Annotated in this window: 18 protein-coding genes and 1 pseudogene; 10 read left to right on the plus strand and 9 right to left on the minus strand. The window is 38.1% G+C overall.

The genetic code is table 11. From position 1 onward, the window contains the following. From AC2G3J_RS13210 to AC2G3J_RS13230, 5 genes are all read right to left on the minus strand, one after another. Complete coding sequence (locus AC2G3J_RS13210) at nt 1-852, minus strand: dioxygenase family protein (protein ID WP_483770107.1); 852 nt, start codon at nt 850-852, stop codon at nt 1-3. A gap of 89 nt (nt 853-941) precedes the next feature. Continuing rightward, the gene (locus AC2G3J_RS13215; RefSeq protein WP_419328688.1) at nt 942-2,009 is read right to left on the minus strand and encodes a maleylacetate reductase; all 1,068 of its coding nucleotides are present in this window, start codon (nt 2,007-2,009) and stop codon (nt 942-944) included. A gap of 5 nt (nt 2,010-2,014) precedes the next feature. Then, nucleotides 2,015-3,481, minus strand: a complete 1,467-nt coding sequence (locus tag AC2G3J_RS13220) for an aldehyde dehydrogenase family protein (RefSeq protein ID WP_419328686.1) — start codon at nt 3,479-3,481, stop codon at nt 2,015-2,017. Between the two features lie 64 nt (nt 3,482-3,545). Continuing rightward, entirely contained in the window at nt 3,546-4,553 is a 1,008-nt protein-coding gene (locus AC2G3J_RS13225; RefSeq protein WP_419820662.1) for a hydroxyquinol 1,2-dioxygenase, read from the minus strand. A 16-nt stretch (nt 4,554-4,569) separates the two neighbouring features. Beyond that, nucleotides 4,570-5,064: a cupin domain-containing protein gene (locus AC2G3J_RS13230; RefSeq protein WP_419820663.1), complete on the minus strand. Its 495-nt coding sequence runs from the start codon at nt 5,062-5,064 to the stop codon at nt 4,570-4,572. A 121-nt stretch (nt 5,065-5,185) separates the two neighbouring features. Between AC2G3J_RS13230 and AC2G3J_RS13235 the strand changes: the two genes are divergently transcribed. From AC2G3J_RS13235 to AC2G3J_RS13250, 4 genes and pseudogenes are all read left to right on the plus strand, one after another. Next, nucleotides 5,186-6,721: an outer membrane beta-barrel protein gene (locus AC2G3J_RS13235; protein WP_483770108.1), complete on the plus strand. Its 1,536-nt coding sequence runs from the start codon at nt 5,186-5,188 to the stop codon at nt 6,719-6,721. A gap of 22 nt (nt 6,722-6,743) precedes the next feature. Then, nucleotides 6,744-8,015, plus strand: coding sequence for an MFS transporter (locus tag AC2G3J_RS13240; protein WP_483770109.1), 1,272 nt, complete (start codon nt 6,744-6,746; stop codon nt 8,013-8,015). Nucleotides 8,016-8,227: 212 nt separating this feature from the next. Further along, nucleotides 8,228-9,178 carry a LysR family transcriptional regulator gene (locus AC2G3J_RS13245; protein ID WP_419328678.1) on the plus strand — a complete coding sequence of 317 codons (951 nt, stop codon included), beginning with the start codon at nt 8,228-8,230 and terminating at the stop codon, nt 9,176-9,178. A 332-nt stretch (nt 9,179-9,510) separates the two neighbouring features. Further along, a pseudogene (locus AC2G3J_RS13250) lies at nt 9,511-9,618 on the plus strand (nitronate monooxygenase); the annotation flags it as partial. Nucleotides 9,619-9,673: 55 nt separating this feature from the next. Here AC2G3J_RS13250 and AC2G3J_RS13255 read toward each other — a convergent pair. Then, on the minus strand, nt 9,674-10,180 hold the full coding sequence (locus AC2G3J_RS13255) for a DinB family protein (protein WP_336954519.1): 507 nt from the start codon (nt 10,178-10,180) through the stop codon (nt 9,674-9,676). 205 nt (nt 10,181-10,385) lie between these two features. Between AC2G3J_RS13255 and AC2G3J_RS13260 the strand changes: the two genes are divergently transcribed. Beyond that, nucleotides 10,386-10,979 (plus strand): DUF4291 domain-containing protein, encoded by a 594-nt coding sequence (locus AC2G3J_RS13260; protein ID WP_336954518.1) that lies wholly within the window; start codon nt 10,386-10,388, stop codon nt 10,977-10,979. 43 nt (nt 10,980-11,022) lie between these two features. Here the strand turns inward: AC2G3J_RS13260 and dusB are convergent, their stop codons facing one another. Further along, nucleotides 11,023-12,045, minus strand: coding sequence for a tRNA dihydrouridine synthase DusB (gene dusB, locus AC2G3J_RS13265; protein WP_336954517.1), 1,023 nt, complete (start codon nt 12,043-12,045; stop codon nt 11,023-11,025). 83 nt (nt 12,046-12,128) lie between these two features. Between dusB and AC2G3J_RS13270 the strand changes: the two genes are divergently transcribed. Genes AC2G3J_RS13270 through AC2G3J_RS13280 form a run of 3 tightly spaced genes read left to right on the plus strand, consistent with a single transcriptional unit; the run spans nt 12,129 to nt 14,493 of the window. Next, the gene (locus AC2G3J_RS13270; protein WP_336954516.1) at nt 12,129-13,337 is read left to right on the plus strand and encodes a DUF1615 domain-containing protein; all 1,209 of its coding nucleotides are present in this window, start codon (nt 12,129-12,131) and stop codon (nt 13,335-13,337) included. Next, nucleotides 13,304-13,951 (plus strand): HAD-IB family hydrolase, encoded by a 648-nt coding sequence (locus AC2G3J_RS13275; protein ID WP_336954514.1) that lies wholly within the window; start codon nt 13,304-13,306, stop codon nt 13,949-13,951. Before AC2G3J_RS13270 ends, AC2G3J_RS13275 begins: the two co-directional genes overlap by 34 nt. Before the next feature lie 20 nt (nt 13,952-13,971). Continuing rightward, nucleotides 13,972-14,493, plus strand: a complete 522-nt coding sequence (locus tag AC2G3J_RS13280; RefSeq protein ID WP_336954513.1) for a hypothetical protein — start codon at nt 13,972-13,974, stop codon at nt 14,491-14,493. Nucleotides 14,494-14,540: 47 nt separating this feature from the next. On the opposite strand, the gene proB is transcribed toward AC2G3J_RS13280, so the two are convergent. Both proB and cgtA read right to left on the minus strand, forming a co-directional pair. Next, nucleotides 14,541-15,674, minus strand: a complete 1,134-nt coding sequence (gene proB, locus AC2G3J_RS13285) for a glutamate 5-kinase (protein WP_483770110.1) — start codon at nt 15,672-15,674, stop codon at nt 14,541-14,543. Between the two features lie 61 nt (nt 15,675-15,735). Further along, the gene (gene cgtA / locus AC2G3J_RS13290) at nt 15,736-16,959 is read right to left on the minus strand and encodes an Obg family GTPase CgtA (protein WP_336954511.1); all 1,224 of its coding nucleotides are present in this window, start codon (nt 16,957-16,959) and stop codon (nt 15,736-15,738) included. A gap of 301 nt (nt 16,960-17,260) precedes the next feature. On the opposite strand from cgtA, the gene prfH reads away from it, so the two are divergent. After that, complete coding sequence (gene prfH / locus AC2G3J_RS13295) at nt 17,261-17,851, plus strand: peptide chain release factor H (RefSeq protein ID WP_483770111.1); 591 nt, start codon at nt 17,261-17,263, stop codon at nt 17,849-17,851. A 23-nt stretch (nt 17,852-17,874) separates the two neighbouring features. After that, entirely contained in the window at nt 17,875-18,945 is a 1,071-nt protein-coding gene (locus tag AC2G3J_RS13300; RefSeq protein WP_336954509.1) for a hypothetical protein, read from the plus strand. Nucleotides 18,946-18,995: the final 50 nt, after the last annotated feature.

Raw genomic sequence — 18,995 nt, forward strand, 5'->3', positions numbered from 1 at the left:
TTACTCTGCTGAAAGAACAAAGTCATATGTGATCAGGTAGTAGTCTCTATCAAGGCCATATAAAACTTTGCTTTCCTCATCCAACTTTGTGAATTGATAACTGACAATTAAACGATCTTTTACACCAAATACGGCATCATTATTTAAATAGTCATCATTTGCTAAAAAAAGATGAGTTATAAGTGACTGATATCCATCTGCAACAATTTTAAAATGGATATGCGCAGGTCTCCAAAAAGTACGCTTAGCATAATTCAGAAGTTGCCCTACTGTACCATCTGACGGGATTTGATAACTTACAGGCAAAATAGACTTAATGGCATATGAGCCATTTAATTGACTAATAAATATACCCCGTAAATTGTCAATCTGTTGCATAGCATCTTGCCCCGAATACATCCCATTATCCGCGGTTTGCCAAACATCTATATAAGCATTAGAAATAGCTTTGCCATACTCATTTCTGATCTGACCAGTAATTAACAAAGGAATAGTTTGCTCTTCACCCTCAACCACGATGCTATCAGCAAATTGACGAACTGGCATATTCTCAATAAAAAAGGGGCCAAAAACTGTTGAAGGAGTTTGTATTTCATTCTTCTGGTGATTGATCTGATCAACCAGCATAGAAATACCAAGTACGTCTGAAAGTAAAATATATTCCTGACGCTGTTCATGACAAAGTTGTCCAGTTATATTTAAGAATTGAATTGCATGAAGCCACTCATCTTCTGTTAATTGCACTTCATTAATATAGTCATGCAATTTCTCAACTAAGGCAGTAATTAAAGTACGATGACGTGCATTATCAATGTTTTGAAAGCTTTGAATAGCTTGTGTTGTTACACTCATAATAAATTCCTTTTTGGCAGCACAACTCACCTTTCCGCAGCAAATAATGCTGCGGTTAAGCCGATATTTATGGTGAAATTCGATTTATTTTATATCGGTGCTAACCCCAGATAAGCTTTGGTGAGCAGATCAACTAACTCCTCGTAGTCATAACCGCGGGGGTTATAATACGGGCTATCACAAATAATTCTTGCTACTTCAGCAGGCCCTTGTTCTGGTAAACCAATATCTTTTAGTGCCAATGGAATATTTAAAGACTGGTTTAATTGATAAATTGCCATACCAACATTTTCACGACTTGCTACACCTAATGCTCCCGCCAATCGTTCCATGGCTTCGACATCGGCATTACGGTTGTAATGTACCGAGTACGCCAAAGTGATGGCATGTGCTTGCGCATGCGGCAAGTTAAAGGTACCACCCAAGGTATGGCAGATTTTATGGTGAATCGCCATCCCAACTGACCCTAAACAGATACCTGCCAACCACGCACCATATGTAGCTTTTTGGCGGGCTTCAACGTCATGTGTATCTTTGACAATTGCAGGTAATGCGGCTTTGAGTGCCCGAATTGAATCAGTTGCCATAAGACTTATAATCGGGTTTTTGTCTTGCGCATACAATGCTTCTACCGCATGCGCCATAGCATTCATACCTGAACAAGCCGAAATTTCTGCTGGTAAAGTCAAACTCAGTTCAGGATCATAAATGACCACTTTGGGTAAGACATGAATGTCCTTACCAGTCGTTTTTAGGTTGTTTTCAGTTAGACCATATACTGTGGTCATTTCACTACCAGCATAAGTAGTGGGTATTGCCACAATTGGGGTATGAGTTTTTAAGGCAATAGCCTTGGCCAACCCAATAGTCGAGCCACCACCTAATGCTAGACAACAATCAATATTATTCTCTTTAACAAAATCAATGGCTTTAATTGCAACTTCAACAGGTACATGCATCACGGCATGAGGATAAACCCCCATTGCAATATCACCCAATTGTTGCACTAATTCTTGACCAGCATCTTCCTGTTCTGGTGTAGTTAACACTAAAACTTTTTGATAACCATGCTGATTTAAAATTTCTTTTGTTTCTTTTGACTTACCATTATCAAAATAAACATCCAAAGGTAAAGCTTTATAATGAAATGCGTTCATACAACTCATCCTCGCAGAAAATGAGGTGGAATATTGGCATCCACATTAACCCAAATAGATTTAGCATCCGTATAGTCATGAATAGCTTCAAAACCCATTTCTCGACCATAACCGGATTTACCTACACCACCAAATGGACTACCTGGATTTACACGTTTATAACTATTAATCCAGCACATACCAGCTTTGATGTTTTTAGCAAACTGATGAGCACGTTGTAAATTCTGTGTCCATAAGCCACTACCTAAACCATATTCAGTGCAATTCGCTATTTCCAAAGCCTCTTGTTCCGTTTTAAAGCGCAATACGGTTACAAAGGGACCAAATACTTCTTCTTGAGCAACACGATCCATTGGTTTGGCTTCAACCACGGTTGGTAAAACGTAATATCCATTTTGCAAGTTAATATCTTCTGGTGCTTTACCACCAGTTAACACACGACCACCTTGTTCTTTAGCAACCTCGACATATGACAACACTTTATTGCGGTGAGCTTCTGAAGTGAGTGGTCCCATTTCAGTATCGGGATCTAGAGGATCACCTAATCGAATTGATTCAGCTAGCCTGATAAATTTTTCCAAAAACTCATCTGCAATTGCTTCATGTAAAACTAAACGTGAACCTGCAATACATGCTTGCCCTTGGTTGTGAAAAATTGCCCATGCTGCACCATTAACAGCTGCATCAATATTGGCATCTTCAAAAATAATATTAGCACCTTTGCCTCCGAGCTCAAGTTGAACACGTTTCAGATTACCTATTGATGAACGAACAATATTTTGACCAGTTAAAGTTGATCCGGTGAAAGCAATTTTACCAACGTCCTCATGCTCTGCCAGTCGTTGCCCCGCCGTATGTCCATAGCCAGCCACGATATTGACAACGCCATCCGGAAAACCAGCTTTTTTAATTAATTCAGCAATTTTCAACGTAGATAAAGGAGTGAGTTCAGATGGTTTCATTACCACAGTATTACCAGCAGCTAATGCAGGTCCAAGTTTCCAACTCGTAAACATTAATGGGAAATTCCAGGGTACAATCTGTCCTACTACACCAATTGGCTCACGAACAACATAGTTTAAAAAACCTTGTTCAACTGGAATAACTGAGCCTTCAATTTTATCGGCAATTCCACCAAAATAACGGAAACAGGCAGCAGTACGCGGTACATCTAAACGGCGTGAGTCACGAATAGGATGCCCTGTATCTAAAGATTCAAGTTGTGCTAATTCCTCTGTGTGTTCTTCAATTAAATCAGCGAGTTTAAGGAGTAATCGGCCTCGCTCTGTCGCGGGGGTTGCTGCCCAAGATGGGAAAGCTCGTTTAGCAACAGCAACTGCAATATCTATATCCTCTGCTTCAGCTGCTGCAATTTTAGTAATTAACTCGCCATTAGATGGGTTGACTACATCAATGGTGCCACCATTTTTTGCAGGCACGAATTGGCCATCAATAAATAATTGATTATTCATAATTTCACCTAATGAGTATCAGAGGCTGTTAAATGTAGGAAGTTAACAGCCTCTAGCTGAATGCTTAGAATTGGATTGGATAAGGAGATAGTTCACCTGATTCATAAAGTTCAGGTAGATTTGGGGTTGCATTTTCCCAAACAAGTAACATTGAACGTTTAGTTGAGTATCCTTGATGACGAATATTGGCTGGCATTGCTGCAATATCCCCTGCTTTCATAATGACGCGGGCAATAGGACTACCATCTACTTTATCGCCAATATCCCAAGTGATTTCATCAGATAATTGTAAGAACCACTCTACGCGATCATTGCCATGAAAAATTGGTAAAATATATTCTTCTGTAGTAGGACAGAATAAACTTTGTTTACAAACAGAAGTTACAGAGGGGTTCCAAGTCACGTCTGAACGCGACAGATATTTAAATAAGTTAAAACCACTAAGTTGACCTTCAAAACCAGGTTCACAATATATAATTGGATCATCTTGAACCACATCTTCAAACTGACGGTTAACCGGTAAATCATCACGTAAAGGTGAATCATCAGGTAAACTTGGCATACGCTTCGTGGCAATCCGATAGCGGTCAATCGCTTCTGAATTATCACCATGCTTACGACCAAAAGCAGAACCTGTTTCTTCTGGGGCAGCAAATGGATCAAATCCTTTACTTACCCAATCATGTAAAATAGCTTTAAAAGTCGCCATGATTAGTGGAGTTTCAAAGTTCTCAACATAATCTACGCCTGCTGCTTTTAATACGCCATTAAAAGTGCCAGCGTATAAGTCGACATTACCATAGTGGTTTTGAGTACCAATAACATGATCGAAGTTAACCCAACCATAGAAAAACCCCCAAGCAACATCTCTCATTAAAGCCCGTAAAAATGCATCAACAGATATTAAATGAGAATGCTCCTGACCTTTTGCTTCCCATGTTACTTTGGCAAAGTATTCATCACGACTGAACTTAAAATTACCTAACTGGAAAGTTGAATAACCTGAAATTTCATCATATCCAGTAATCGTTACCCCGTCATCTTCAACAAATTTATTTTGCATAGCATTCATTTTTATCTCTCCTTGATTACTTAATACAAATGTCATTCCATTTTTCGACAGAAAGGGGACCTTTAATTGTTTGTATTAACATCACTGATTTCTTTGACGCCTCAAAACGATATGCTGATCCGACTGGTAAAATAGCTTGGTGGCCTTTTTTCAAGACAACATACCCCATTGGTACCCCATCTGGTCTCTTTCCAGCAAGATGAGTACCCTCTTGATCCTGGGGGACTATCGGGCCTTTTAATTTCAAATAATCGACACGAACTTCACCATCCATTACGATCACAAATTCATCATGTGATGCCGTATACCAAGCAGATTGCCCTTCTGCCAGAACAGACTCAATGACAAATTTGAGGTTCATCCCAACAACTGTTTTTTCATAAGGTTTGCTCATTGCTGCCACTTCAAAAATATTTGAAAAGGCATAATTAGTAGCTTTACCCTGAATAATCTGGATTGAACCTTTTTCGTAGTTTTCCAAACTACCGAGCTTTGTTGTATAAGCACTCATTTCCATATTCCTTACTGAAATTCTTCGTGTATGGTCTTTCCTCGACAGTTTGAAATTACGCCAACCCCTCGATTAAGACAATGAAGAAAGCAGCAACATGAATGTTTGCAATCTGCGAACAATGGAAAAAATAAATATAAAAAACAAAATATTACAATTATTTTCTACAATAAACCTCTGTTTAGTCACATTGACAGCTCAGTACACTTTGCACTTGAATAAAAAACGTTCGGATGAAGGACAAAATTATAACAACCATGGAAACAAGGTAGTTTTCTTAAATTTATTGAGACGTACTATGGACAGATTAAAAGTTCTCGGGGGTGCAATGTTCGCTATTGCACTTGCCCATGCGTCAGCAAACGCATCTGAAGATATAACACAACCACAGGGGTGGCTACTTCAATCTATCAATGACAATCCGCTGGGCATTCAAGTTTCGGGATGGGCTCAGGCCAGTGTTGCCGGCAGTAATCATGGCGGGCAAATGACACCTGCCACTATCTTAAGACGTGATGAAGGCATTACGCTGGATCAAGCCGCCATCACCATTGAAAAAAAGATCAAAAGTAATATTGCCAGTCGGGTTGGACCATTTCCCAGGGACATGCCAAAAGCTTTTGACTGGGGTTTTAACATCACTGGCATGTATGGTGCCGACAACTTTTTCTTCCGAACCTATGGCCTAGATGATGATTGGGGCAGCAACAAGGTGGGAAATTTTGACTCATCGGATATTTATGCTTCCTTAACCCAAGCCTATGCCGAATTTTACTTCCCTGTTTTAGGTGGTAGTAATTTGATGCTCGGCTTATTTCATACACCTTTGGCCAATGAAATTGGTTTTGCCTTGCCTGCACCTGCACCAACTACCTTTTACACCCACCCTTACAGCTTTATCCATGGTCCAGCAAAACATGTGGGTACTCTATGGAGCAGCCATATTTTCAATAATCCAGACAGTGCAAAATTGTCTTATGAAGTTGGTGCAGTACGTGGTTACAACAACCTACAAGACCCCAATGATGACTGGGATGCCATTGCCAACTTGCGCTGGCGCAGCAAGGATTTTTCACTGTGGGTCGACTTTGAAAATATCTATGGCAACGGCGCCGATGACTCCTTTAACAAATGTGGTTGCGGCTCACCAATTCCTGCCAGCTCTGCCTTGGCAAAAGATGATTACCTAACCCGCTATCAAAGTTATCTCACCATCACCAAATTTTTAGACCCGAAAAACATCGTGACCGCCGAAGCGTCCTATGGCTATCAAGAAAAAGCATTATTGACAGATATTTTTAATCAGGAACCTTACGGTATTCCGAAACAAGGCGGTAAAGATGCTTCTTGGTACGGGCTCAACGTCAGCTACAACCATATGATTAACTCGCAACTCAGTTCAGCCCTACGTGCCGAATACTTTAATACAGATGGTGTACATGTATTAGTGCCATATGAAGGCATCTACAAAGCCGTAACCGCCAACGTCACTTGGAATCCGAAACCATACTTACGTATCCGCCCAGAAATTCGTTACGACAGGTACAGTGGTAATTACAAACCATTTGCAGCTAAAGACAACGGATTACCCCCTTTGGTCAATGGCACTGAAGATGATCAACTGTCTTACTCACTTGACCTAACTTTCTTTTTTTAAATTCATTGAAAAGGATATAAATATGAATATACAAAAATGGGATACTTCTTACGAATGGAAGATTGTACTCCTTCTCACACTTAGTTTTGGCCTTGTGGGATTAGATCGTTGGATTATTGCCCCCTTATTACCTTCAATCATGAAAGATTTATCTTTAAATTACCAAGATGTTGGTCTAATTTTTGGTGCCTTGGGAATAACTTGGGGAATCTTCGCAATATATGCAGGAAGGTTATCAGATAAAATTGGTCATCGTAAGATTTTACTAATATCTCTTGTCGTTTTTTCTTTAGCTTCAGGTTTCTCTGGAGCTGCAATGGGTTTGACCAGTCTAATTCTAATTCGTTCTATAATGGGTATTTCAGAAGGTGCATTCTGTCCAACAAGTTTTGCTGCGACTGCAGTTGCAGCAAAACCCTCGCGTCGTGGTGCCTTGCAAGGATTACAGCAAAGTGGCTTTGCTTTATTTGGTCTGGGCTTAGGGCCAATTATCGCTACACAACTCCTTTTAATCGTACCCTCATGGCGTGAGGTATTCTGGGTTGTTGCAATTCCTGGTTTTATTATAGCCGTGTTTTTATTTTTTATTCTAAAAGAGCCACAAGATACTCAAGGAGGTCAATTACTAATTACCGAAAAACAGGTTGAAACACAAGTAAAAGTGAATTGGATTGATTTACTCAAAACACGGAATATTTTACTAAGTATGATTGGCCTCTTTTGTACGATGTCATGTGTTTTTGTTATTAGTGCAATGGTTCCTTTGTATTTAGAAAATTTCTTAAAACTTAGCTCTCCAGAGATGGGATTAATTGTTTCTGCTATCGGTTTTGGTGGTTTTTTAGGGCAATTTCTTGTTCCTGCCGCATCGGATTGGATTGGTCGACGCCTTGCTTCTATTCTAGGATTTATTGGAGCAACTATTTTTATTTATTTATTTGCTAATGCTTCTGCATCTATCCCAATATTATTTGGATTACTCTTTGTGCTTTCCTTCTTTAGTTTAGGATTAATCGCCTTACTATCAGGCCCCTTAGCTGCAGAATCTGCACCAGCAGGATTAGTTGCATCTTCAATTGGGCTCGTAGTAGGTGCAGGTGAAATTTTTGGTGGCGGTATTGCACCTGTAATTTCTGGAATAATTGCTGAGAACTATGGTATCCAGAATATTTTTTACTTAAGCTTAGTAGGTACAATTATTGGTATATGCATGAGTTTTTTTATTAAAGAAACTGCTCCTCGTAAAGTACAGCCTATTGAAGTATATGAAATTGAACCCACTCAAAAGTTATAATGTTGATCTAATAAAAAAGCATTCATAGTGAGTAATGACTGTAAGTTAAGCCAAATTATTGGATAAATTCTTAACTAATCAACATTAATACATAGTGGGTGCTTTTACTTTGCTTAATATACAATCAATTATTTTTAGATAATTTAGTTTATCCTTTAAATTTCGTGGGATATAAAATCAATATCTTATTTTCATAGTTGATGGATTAACTTATGGATAAATTACAATGTATGGAAGCATTTGTGAGAGTCGCACAAAGTGGAAGTTTTATTCAAGCAGCTGAATCAATTGGTGTTACTCGTTCAGTGATCAGTACACGTATTCAACAACTGGAAAAGTTTGTCAATGCGCCTTTATTTCATCGTAGTACCCGATCAGTAAGGTTATCGGCTATTGGTGAAAAATACTATCCCGAATGTGTCGAGCTTATTAGCCGTTTCGAGCAACTCGCTGATGAAATGTCACATGCAAAAAATGAGTTACATGGCCTATTACGTATTTATATGGCCCCTGGTTTTGCTTTAAGTTATTTCAGTAAACGTTTATATCAGTTCACAGCACAGTATAAAGATATTGAATTAGATATTGTTGTATACGATAAAGTCATTGATCCTATTTCTTCTGGATTTGACATTGTTTTTCAAATGTTTCCTCCTAAAGGAGAAAGCCTAATTGAGAGGAAAATTTTCAATGTAAACCGTGTGATGTGTGCTTCACCAGAATTTATTGAAAAACATGGCCAACCCAAAAACCCACACCAACTTCAGCAGTTTGAATTAGGTTATTATTCTGGATATCCCGAAAGAAACAAAATCAAATTTATGATCAATAATAAGTTCCAAGAGTTCTCTATTCATGCGAGAGTCTCATCAAGCTCAATTCATTTATTACATGATTTTGCTTTAACAGGGGGCGGTATTGTTTGCCTACCAACAATCGTCGCATGTGAGAGCCTTTATAAAAAGAAACTAATTCCAGTACTTACTGACTATCCTTTACCTAATTATGGGTTAAGAGCCGTATTTCCTTCGAACTCTAGAAATTTAACCAAAATCCGTTGCATAATCGATTTTCTAGTGGAAAAACTAGATCTTGTTCCAGAATGGGATCAACAACTGATAGAAAGCGGCTGCTTATCACCTAGGGTTAAATTCTTTCAATAATTAAATATTCTCCACATACTTCTTAGAATGAAAAAAATAGCCGTCTTACTAAGCATTCATTTAAATCTATCTTATAAAGATAGTAAGGGAACAGCGAAAGTCATTTAAATTATAACAATGGGATATAAATAACATTCTTCTTAATTATTACTTTAAAAATTAACACTATAAGAAATAATAGTTCTATTTTACATGTTGTTTGCTCCAGTATCATTTTTATAATTAAAGTTTAGTCCTAGCACGCTTAACCCTTTAAATATTCTTTGTTTTATTTGATGATTCATAATTAAATCAAATTCATTTTCACCAAATCCTTAGCTGTTCAACATGGTGATACTGGCTTTGGTGCATTCTGGGCTGGAAGTAATGTTGGACTGATCCGTGAATTAGAAGCTCGAGATCTAGTTAATCAACTGGTTGTAGAAATGAACCATTCTTAATTCTTAACTAAGCTGTCAATAGAAGCTGAACTGCGACAGCTTCTATTTATACTTACTATGCTTGGCTTTGTTCAACTAACATATACACCAAATCTAATTCGGGGCATACATACCCCAATCCTGTCATTGCAGCAGTAATTTGCCCACGATGATGTGTGCCATGATTAAATACATGCATAAGAGTAGCAGCATAAGGCAAAGTCAGTTCTTGTCCAGAAACTCGTTTATAGGTTAAATCTGCATTTAAGGTTTTTTCATCTAACTGCTCTAGAAACTCAATCCAGTTATTCGACTTCTCTTGTAATTCGTCCAGTAATAGGTTTTTTTCAGTTTGGATGATAGTATCTAATGCAATTGCAGGTGATACACCCTGCTTAAAGCGTGAATACCAAAGATAATGTTCCCCCAATAGCAAATGATTCAAAGTGCCAGCAATGCTTTTAAAATAAAGACCAACATTTTTGTTAAAATCATCATCGGACACAGCTTTTAAACTTTCACAAAGACGCTGGGTTGCCCATATATTGTATTGTGCCAGTATTCTCAAAGAATCTTTATTCATGACTTAAATAAACCATTATTATGGGTGTATAAAATATAATCAGCTTGATAAAAATGCCATTTTGACTAGAATAGCGATAAAATCAATAAAGCTAGCTTGATGCTCATGTTAAATCAAATTTTTTGCCAATCGGTGAATCATTTTCACTTATTTGATTAAGTTATAAATTTTCAACAACTTATTCAAATTAAAAGTGAGATTTATCATGTCTGCCTATCATCAAATACGTGCGCTATATGACCGTGACACGATTACGGTTTATCAAGCCTATAATCAACATATTGCCCATTTGGCAGTCCAACAACAAAAATTTGTTTCACCTTTTTCCTTTCAAAGAATGACATGGATAAAACCTTCATTTTTATGGCTAATGGGACGCAGTCATTGGGCGACAAAATCCAACCAAAATCATATCTTAGCAATCCGTATCAAACGTGATTTTTGGGAATATTTACTAGAACAAAGTGTACATACCGACCCGACACTCTCTGGGCATAAAAATGGTGAGCAATGGTTTGAAGCTTTTGAAAATGCAAGGGTACATATTCAGTGGGATCCTGAACGGAATTTAAAAGGAACTAAGCTTGAACAGCGGAGTATTCAAATTGGGATTAGTCGTTTTTTAATTCAAGCGTTTAACAACACTGCGATTCATTCAATCCAAGATATCACCCCTCTTGTAGATAAGATGGCGCAATTTCGACGTTTAGGACAGTATCATCACGCTGAAAAACTCTTGCCTAAACAACGTATTTATCCTTTAAATAATGCATTAAAAAAACATTTAGTGATTAGGTAGTTCAGTATGGGAGTTCGCTCCTATACTGATTACACATTATTGATTACACATCCAATAAATTTACCGATTCAACCTGTACATCACTCATCGTATTGCCTTGTTCAAGCAAGTGATTAAAGTAATCCTCAACGACTTTCGCTTGTTCAACTGTACTTTCCACTTTATACATATTTTGACGAAATTCATTACTTGAATGTAAACCTTTGGTATACCAAGCAATATGCTTGCGTGCAATACGGCAACCTGAGTATTCACCATAGAACTGATAAAGTTCAGACAAATGGCCCAGTAAAACTTGTTTTACTTCTTGAATATCTGGTGCTGCTAAATATTCACCTGTTTTTAAATAATGGGCAATTTCACGAAAAATCCACGGACGCCCTTGGGCTGCACGTCCAATCATAACGGCATCAGCACCAGTATAGTCCAATACATATTTGGCTTTCTCAGGGCTGTCGATATCACCATTGGCAATCACAGGAATAGAGAGCATCTGTTTGACTTCTTTAATCAAACTATAACGTGCCGTATTTAAATACATATCCTCACGGGTACGACCATGTAAGGCTAAGGCTGCAATTCCTGCTTCTTCTGCTCGTTTCGCCACACGGATAATATTCTCATGACCATTTAAAAAACCTAACCGCGTTTTTAACGTCACAGGCACATCCACCGCTTTAACCACTGCATCTAAAATTCGGGCAACCAAATCTTCATCTTTCAGCAATGCTGAACCTGCCAGTTTATTACAAACTTTTTTTGCTGGGCATCCCATATTGATATCGACAATTTGCGCACCATTTGCAACTTGATAACGTGCTGCCTCAGCCAACTGATCTGGTTCAGACCCTGCAATTTGCGCTGAAATCGGTGCTAATTCACCATCAAAATTTGCCCGATATAAACTCTTTTTGGTCATACGTAAGGTCTGATCAGAGGTCATCATTTCACTTACCGCATGCCCAGCGCCAAAGTATTTGCACAGTGTCCTAAACGGACGGTCTGTAACTCCTGCCATAGGTGCAACGATTAAATTATTTGACAGTTGATAAGGACCAATATACATATATATTCATACATTTTTAGACCTTCATAGTATACTGCATCTGCCATAGTGGCTCATCATTTTCTGAGTATGTTTTCTTCGATATGAAAAAATTAGTTCGACATCACGCATTTCTTAAATCTTTCAGCGTGTTAGCTCTTTCTTTAAGCCTAGTTGCTTGTGGTAAAGGTTCATGGTTTGCCAATGAAGATGATGAACAATTAAAACAAGAGCAAATCAGAAAACTGATTCCCAATCGTGTCAATCAACGTGACTCTTGGGCAAAAGACATCTACGATATTTCCAATGAATTAAAAATTCCAACCAACAAAGAAAATATCTGCACCATCATTGCGGTGGTTGATCAGGAATCTAACTTTGTTGCCAATCCTGTTGTACCAGGTTTGGGGGATAAAGCGGTAAAAGAAGTCACCACACGTTTAAATGAAAAATTTGAAGATAAACTTGGAACCACAATTGGTGGTACTGTTGCTTCATATTTTGAGAATGTTTTAAAAAACCAGCCCTCGCCAAATGATAACTATTTAAAACAAATGAGCCGTGTCCGCACTGAAAAAGATTTAGACGTACTTTATCGTGAAATCTTTGACTATATGGCAAAGCATTATCATGTGAGTGCGCTGACGGGTGCGGCCAAATTTGTTGGTCAAGATATTGCTGAAAAAATGAACCCAATCACCACATTAGGTTCCATGCAGGTTCATATCAATTATGCCAAAGAGCATAAACGTAGCAGTATGAACATCAATGAATTACGTGATGACCTGTATACCGAATTTGGTGGTTTATACTATGGAATTCATCGTTTAATGATGTATCCGGCAGACTATGATAAACCGATTTATCGTTTTGCCGACTATAACTCAGGGATGTATTCGAGTCGAAATGCCGCTTTTCAAAAAATGATCGATAAGCTGACTGAAGCTGATCTTGCACTTGATGGTGATTTGCTCTCTTATGACAAAAATGGGGATCCACGTCCAGCGATTACTGATACAGAGAAGGCGCTTACTGCTTTATTTTCAAAAAATAATATTTTAGTTACCCCTCGACAGTTACGTAGTGATTTAAAGGACGAAAAGCAGCAAGATTTTGAAAAAACTCAAACTTATATCGCAGTATCTAAACTTTATAAGAATAAAACGGGCAAAGATCCAATGTATGCCATAATGCCTGAAGTTGTCATTTCTGGGCCTAAATTGAGTCGTGATTATAATACTAACTGGTACGCAAGCCGCGTAAACGGAAGATATGAAACATGTATGCACAGAGCAAAACGTTTAAAAATTTAGCATTATTTGATTTTGACGGTACCTTGTGTAAAAAAGACAGTTTCACAGGGTTTATTTTCTATGCTTTATCAAAAAGACACATCGTAAAGCAAGGCATCAAAATTTTACCGTGGATTCAGGCCTATTATTTAAACATCTACCCTGCCAACTCCATGCGTATCAAATTATTTAATGCAATGTTTAAACAAGCCGATGCTAATGAAATTCAAGATATTGCAAATGAATATGCCCAACGTTTGGTCAGGGAACTGGATCAAAACCTTTATGAGCAATTATTAAAACATCAAGATAATGGTGATGATGTTGTATTAGTTTCAGCATCAGTAGATATTTACCTCAAAATCATTTGTCAAATATTGGATATAGATCTAATCTGTACGGGTACTGAAGTTATAGATGGAAAGTTTACTGGTCACTATTCCACGCCAGATTGTAGTTGTGAACAAAAACGACTACGCATCTTAGAAAAATATGATTTAGACCAATACGACAAAATATTTGCCTATGGCAACAGTGAAGAAGATTTGGATATGCTTCATTTGGCCGACTATCAATATATGGTTGGCAAGGATCAGGTTTTACCCTATTTAGAAGACGAAAAAAAATTTGCCTAATTCAGCACTGAGATTTTTCAATGTCCTATATCAATATCATCATGCCACTCGCTGAATTCTATCCCTATATTCAACATGAGTTAGAGAAATATCAAATTGAAATGGCAATTGAATATTTTGATTCAGATCATAAAATTCAAATGAAAATTGCCACTCCTGATAATTTACAAGAACAACTTAGCCAATATGATCATCCAAATCTTGGCTTCTATTTTCTCGATCAAGCTCAATACATCAGTAAAGATAAAATCTACAAAGATGAATACTGTATATATGCCATTGCAGGTAAAGGTGGTCGAGAAACAGAGGATACGTTAGAAAAAATAAGTTTAAGAATCATCTCAAAAACACCCGATAAAAATATTAAAAGCTTTTTTAATGCGATCAAACGTAAATTAAATAACGATGAAAATTTTGGCAAAGGCGTACAAGGAGGCTCTCGCTTCCATGACCAACACTTTTACTTAAAGTCATGGGTCGGCCATAAAGTTTTTAAATCCGATTTATACAACGAAAAATCACCATTAATCACACCCAAATAAAAACCCCGCCAAAGCGAGGTTATATTTCTTAGAAATCTTAAAACCAATCAATAAATTGACATGTGATTACGATGAATCATTTCTAAAGAACGTGCTTCACCTAGCACCTGATACACTTTATCCGAAGCCAAACCTTTGACAGTTTCAGCAGAACGCGAACTAAAGTTCACTCGTCCAACCGCGACTCGATGACCATACTGATCAACACATTCCACAACATCACCACGATCAAAATGCCCTTCAACAGCTTTCACCCCTACAGGCAACAAACTACGATGGTTTTCCTTGATGGCTTTGACAGCACCATCATCTAAAACCAAACGCCCTGCAGTTTGAAGGTGTGCAGCTAACCACTGTTGATGTGCTGTAACACGATCATCATCAGTAATGAATAAAGTACCCAATAATTCACCCGTCATTAAACGAGCCAATACATTATCACTTTCACCACTGGCAATCAGCGTTGGACAACCTGACTTGGCAGCCAGACGAGCAGCGCGAACTTTGGTCAGCATACCACCACGACCAAACTTACCACCACCACCGGCCATATCAAACAAGGTTTCATCCATTGCACGAACAGTATGGAACAATTTTGCATTTGGATTAGAACGCGGGTCTGAATCAAACATCCCTTGCTGATCAGTCAAAATGATCAGTAAGTCTGCATGAACTTGCCCTGCAACCATTGCTGCAAGCGTATCATTATCACCAAAGCGAATTTCATCAGTAGACACTGTGTCATTTTCATTGATTACAGGAATCACTTTCCAATCAATTAAATTTTGCAGTGCATCACATGAGTTAAGATAACGACGGCGATCGGCAAGATCATCATGAGTTAACAAGACTTGTGCTGTTTGGATAAAATGCTTTTCCAACACACTTGACCATGTATGAATTAACCCCATCTGACCAATGGCAGCACAAGCTTGTAGACTGGGTAAATCGGTGGGTCGATTCTCTAGCTTCATACGAACCATCCCTTCAGCCACAGCACCTGAAGACACAAGAATAATCTCGTGTCCTGCATTGTGTAGATCTGCAATTTGTTTCGCCCAATGCGAAATTGCATCCAAATCTAAACCTTGCCCATTTGCTGTGAGTAAAGATGATCCGATTTTAACAACGATACGTTTTAAAGCCTTGAGCTGACGTTGCCCATCTACCACTTCTATCATCTTGTCCTCGGTCTTTCTTTTCTAAATGGGTATCGTTGGAAATGATAGATACCCTTAGAAATTAGCGTACGTAGTACACTTCCATTTCGCCATCATCCTCGCCATCGTCATCCTCATCATCTTCTTCCTCTGCCAAAATACCAGCAAGACGTTGTTGACGACGCATTTCACGATAAGCTTCTTTTGCAGCAATCGTTTGCTCACGTGTTTCAGCTTCAAGCTGATCACGGAATGCTTTCATTTTCGCTGCATACTCTGGATCTTCGTCTTCCAACTCACGTTGTTGCTCGATTTGATCCATGAGGTAATACACAACAGGTTTGGTACCTTCTTCAAGCAAGCCTGAAGTTTTAAATACAGGACCATCCCATTGTAATTCTTCAAGAATATGATTACACCATTCTTCTTGAGTATCATCACTTAATTGATCAAGTTTGTTTAAAACAAGAACAATCGGTAATTGAGCCAATGTAGGTGAGAACTTTTTCAACTCTTCCACAATCGCTTTGGCATTGTAGGCAGGATCTGAACCATCAATCGGTTGTACATCAACAATATGCAACAGAATACGTGTACGTGCTAAATGCTTAAGGAAACGAATCCCTAAACCAGCACCTTCCGCCGCCCCTTCGATCAATCCAGGAATATCTGCCATAACGAATGAACGATGACGATCTGCATCGACCACACCTAAATTCGGTACCATTGTTGTAAATGGATAATCTGCAACTTTTGGCTTAGCTGCTGATACTGCGCGAATAAAGGTAGATTTACCTGCATTCGGCATTCCCAATAAACCTACATCCGCTAGAACTTTTAGCTCTAAACGAATTTCACGATATTCACCTTTAATACCATGTGTACATTTACGCGGAGAACGGTTGGTCGATGATTTGAAATGAGTATTCCCCAAACCACCATCGCCACCATGTGCAACTAAAACCTTTTGGCCATCTTCAACCAAATCACCAATAATATCGCCAGATTCTGTATCTACAATGGTTGTTCCTACTGGAACTTTCAGAATAACTGATTCACCACCACGACCAGCACAGTTTGCGCCAGCACCGTTTTTACCACGTTCAGCGCGAAATTTACGGGTATAACGATAATCTACTAAGGTACTGGTATCGTTGTCAGCTTGAATATATACGCTGCCACCACGACCACCATCACCACCATCTGGACCACCAAATGGTACAAATTTTTCACGGCGAAAACTGGCTACGCCATTGCCACCGTCGCCAGCCTCTACGGTAATGACTGCTTCATCAACAAAGCGCATGTTGCCAATCCTCTAAAATCTTTAAAACCCCATATTCTGCCATATTTTCAAAAATTTCTCGAATAGTATTATTCAGCTGAGCATGAATTTTCTTAAACATTTTTGATCAGAGGCTTGATAATGCATATTTTTATTGGATTTCGATTGTTTTTTATTCACATATTTTTCTATAATCAGTTAGCTGAAAATCAATAATTCAAAATTAAATCACACTTAATTTTATGAATTTCACAATTTCTATTTATTTGCATGCATTTTTTTGATTTTCGATCGTCCAAATTAATTTTAAGGAAAACTCATATTGTCTATTGTCCAACTCAGTGCTGCGCTTGGACCCGCAGAATGTGAACTTGCTGTAAAATATACGCTTGAAGAAATACACAAAGAAGCCAAAACAAAAAAAGATCCACTCCAACCAATTGAAAGCAATGCGACTCAACATGGTTATTCTTCGGTGCTGCTCAGTATCGATGAGAATGCCCGAATATGGCTCAATACTTGGCTCGGTACAATTCAATGGAAGTTTCAAAGTCCAATTCGCCCACAACATAAACGTAAAAACTGGTTTGTAGGCATTACGCTTTTCGATACACCGTTGCAACTCCCTCCAGATGACACCATCACTTTTCAGGCCTGTCGTGCTTCTGGTGCTGGTGGACAGCATGTCAACACAACTGACTCTGCTGTTCATGCAACTCATGTTGCATCTGGAATAAGTGTAAAGGTCATGTCTGAACGGAGCCAACATGCCAATAAGCGTGTGGCAAAAGAGTTGATTGCACTCAAACTACGACAACAGATGGAGAGCCAGCAAGCCCATCAGAAACACGCTCAACATTTACAACACGCGTTGATCGAGCGAGGCAATGCTATACGCAGTTTTAAGAAGTAGAAATATGTTAAAAAGAGAATTACATGAAACAAAAACACTATAATTTAAAAGGTTTAGATAGCGAAATTTTAGATATTACAGCTATTGATTCAGATACATGCAAAATTTATATCGTCACCGAAAAAGGCTATTTATATTGCTACAACTTAACTCAACAGCAATTACAACAACTATCCATAACGCCCCTTCCGCTTCCAATTCTAAATAATCGAGAACTCCGTCATTACGGTACCCCTAAATACCAAATTAAATGTAGTACCAATGGAAAATTTATCGCAGTTTATGTCGATCATGGGCAATTTGGAGTTGTAATAAATACTCAAACACTGGAGACAGTTCTACACATTGATAGTCAAAGTTATTATGAAGATACCGTGTCTTTCTCATTGGCTTTTACACAGTTCAATTCACAAGATATTTGTATTTATAGAAGTGACTGGAATCGACTTGAAGCATTTAATTTAACCACAAATCAGCTTTTGACTGAGCGCTATATTGCAGCTTATGAAACTGAACCTCCTAAACACTATTTAGATTACTTTCATGGCGCGTTATATGTCAGTCCAAACAATGATTATATTTTAGATGATGGTTGGATATGGCATCCTGTAGCTTCTCCCAAAGTTTGGTCACTTAGTCAATGGTTTAAACATAACCCTTTTGAAAGTGAAGATGGCTCAAGTGTCCAAACATTATGTTATCGAGAAAACTGGAATGCTTTAATGTGCTGGCTTGATGATCAACATGTTGCCATTTGGAATATTGAACTGTGGGATCAAGAAGAGTTTGACCTTAAACCTGAACCTAAAAATCGATCAGGAATACATCTTCTTTCACTCGCAAAAACAATGTGGGACGATGATTATTCAGCAAACTATTGGGAAATACCCGAACAAACTCAACAAGTTTTTAATTTATATGCTGATCAAAATTTATTAATAATTGTAGGTGATCAGAATATTACGATTTATGTCATTGCTGATCGAATTTTGTTAAATCAAATCGATAATTTGCGTCCACAAAAGCAATATAAGAGTAGGCACAGCTTACTGTCTTTTGCAAATAAAACCATTTATGAAACAAGCTATATCTAAATATTGACATTAAAAAAGGAAGCCTGAGCTTCCTTGATTTACAACACAAT

This window comes from Acinetobacter legionensis, assembly GCF_057165765.1.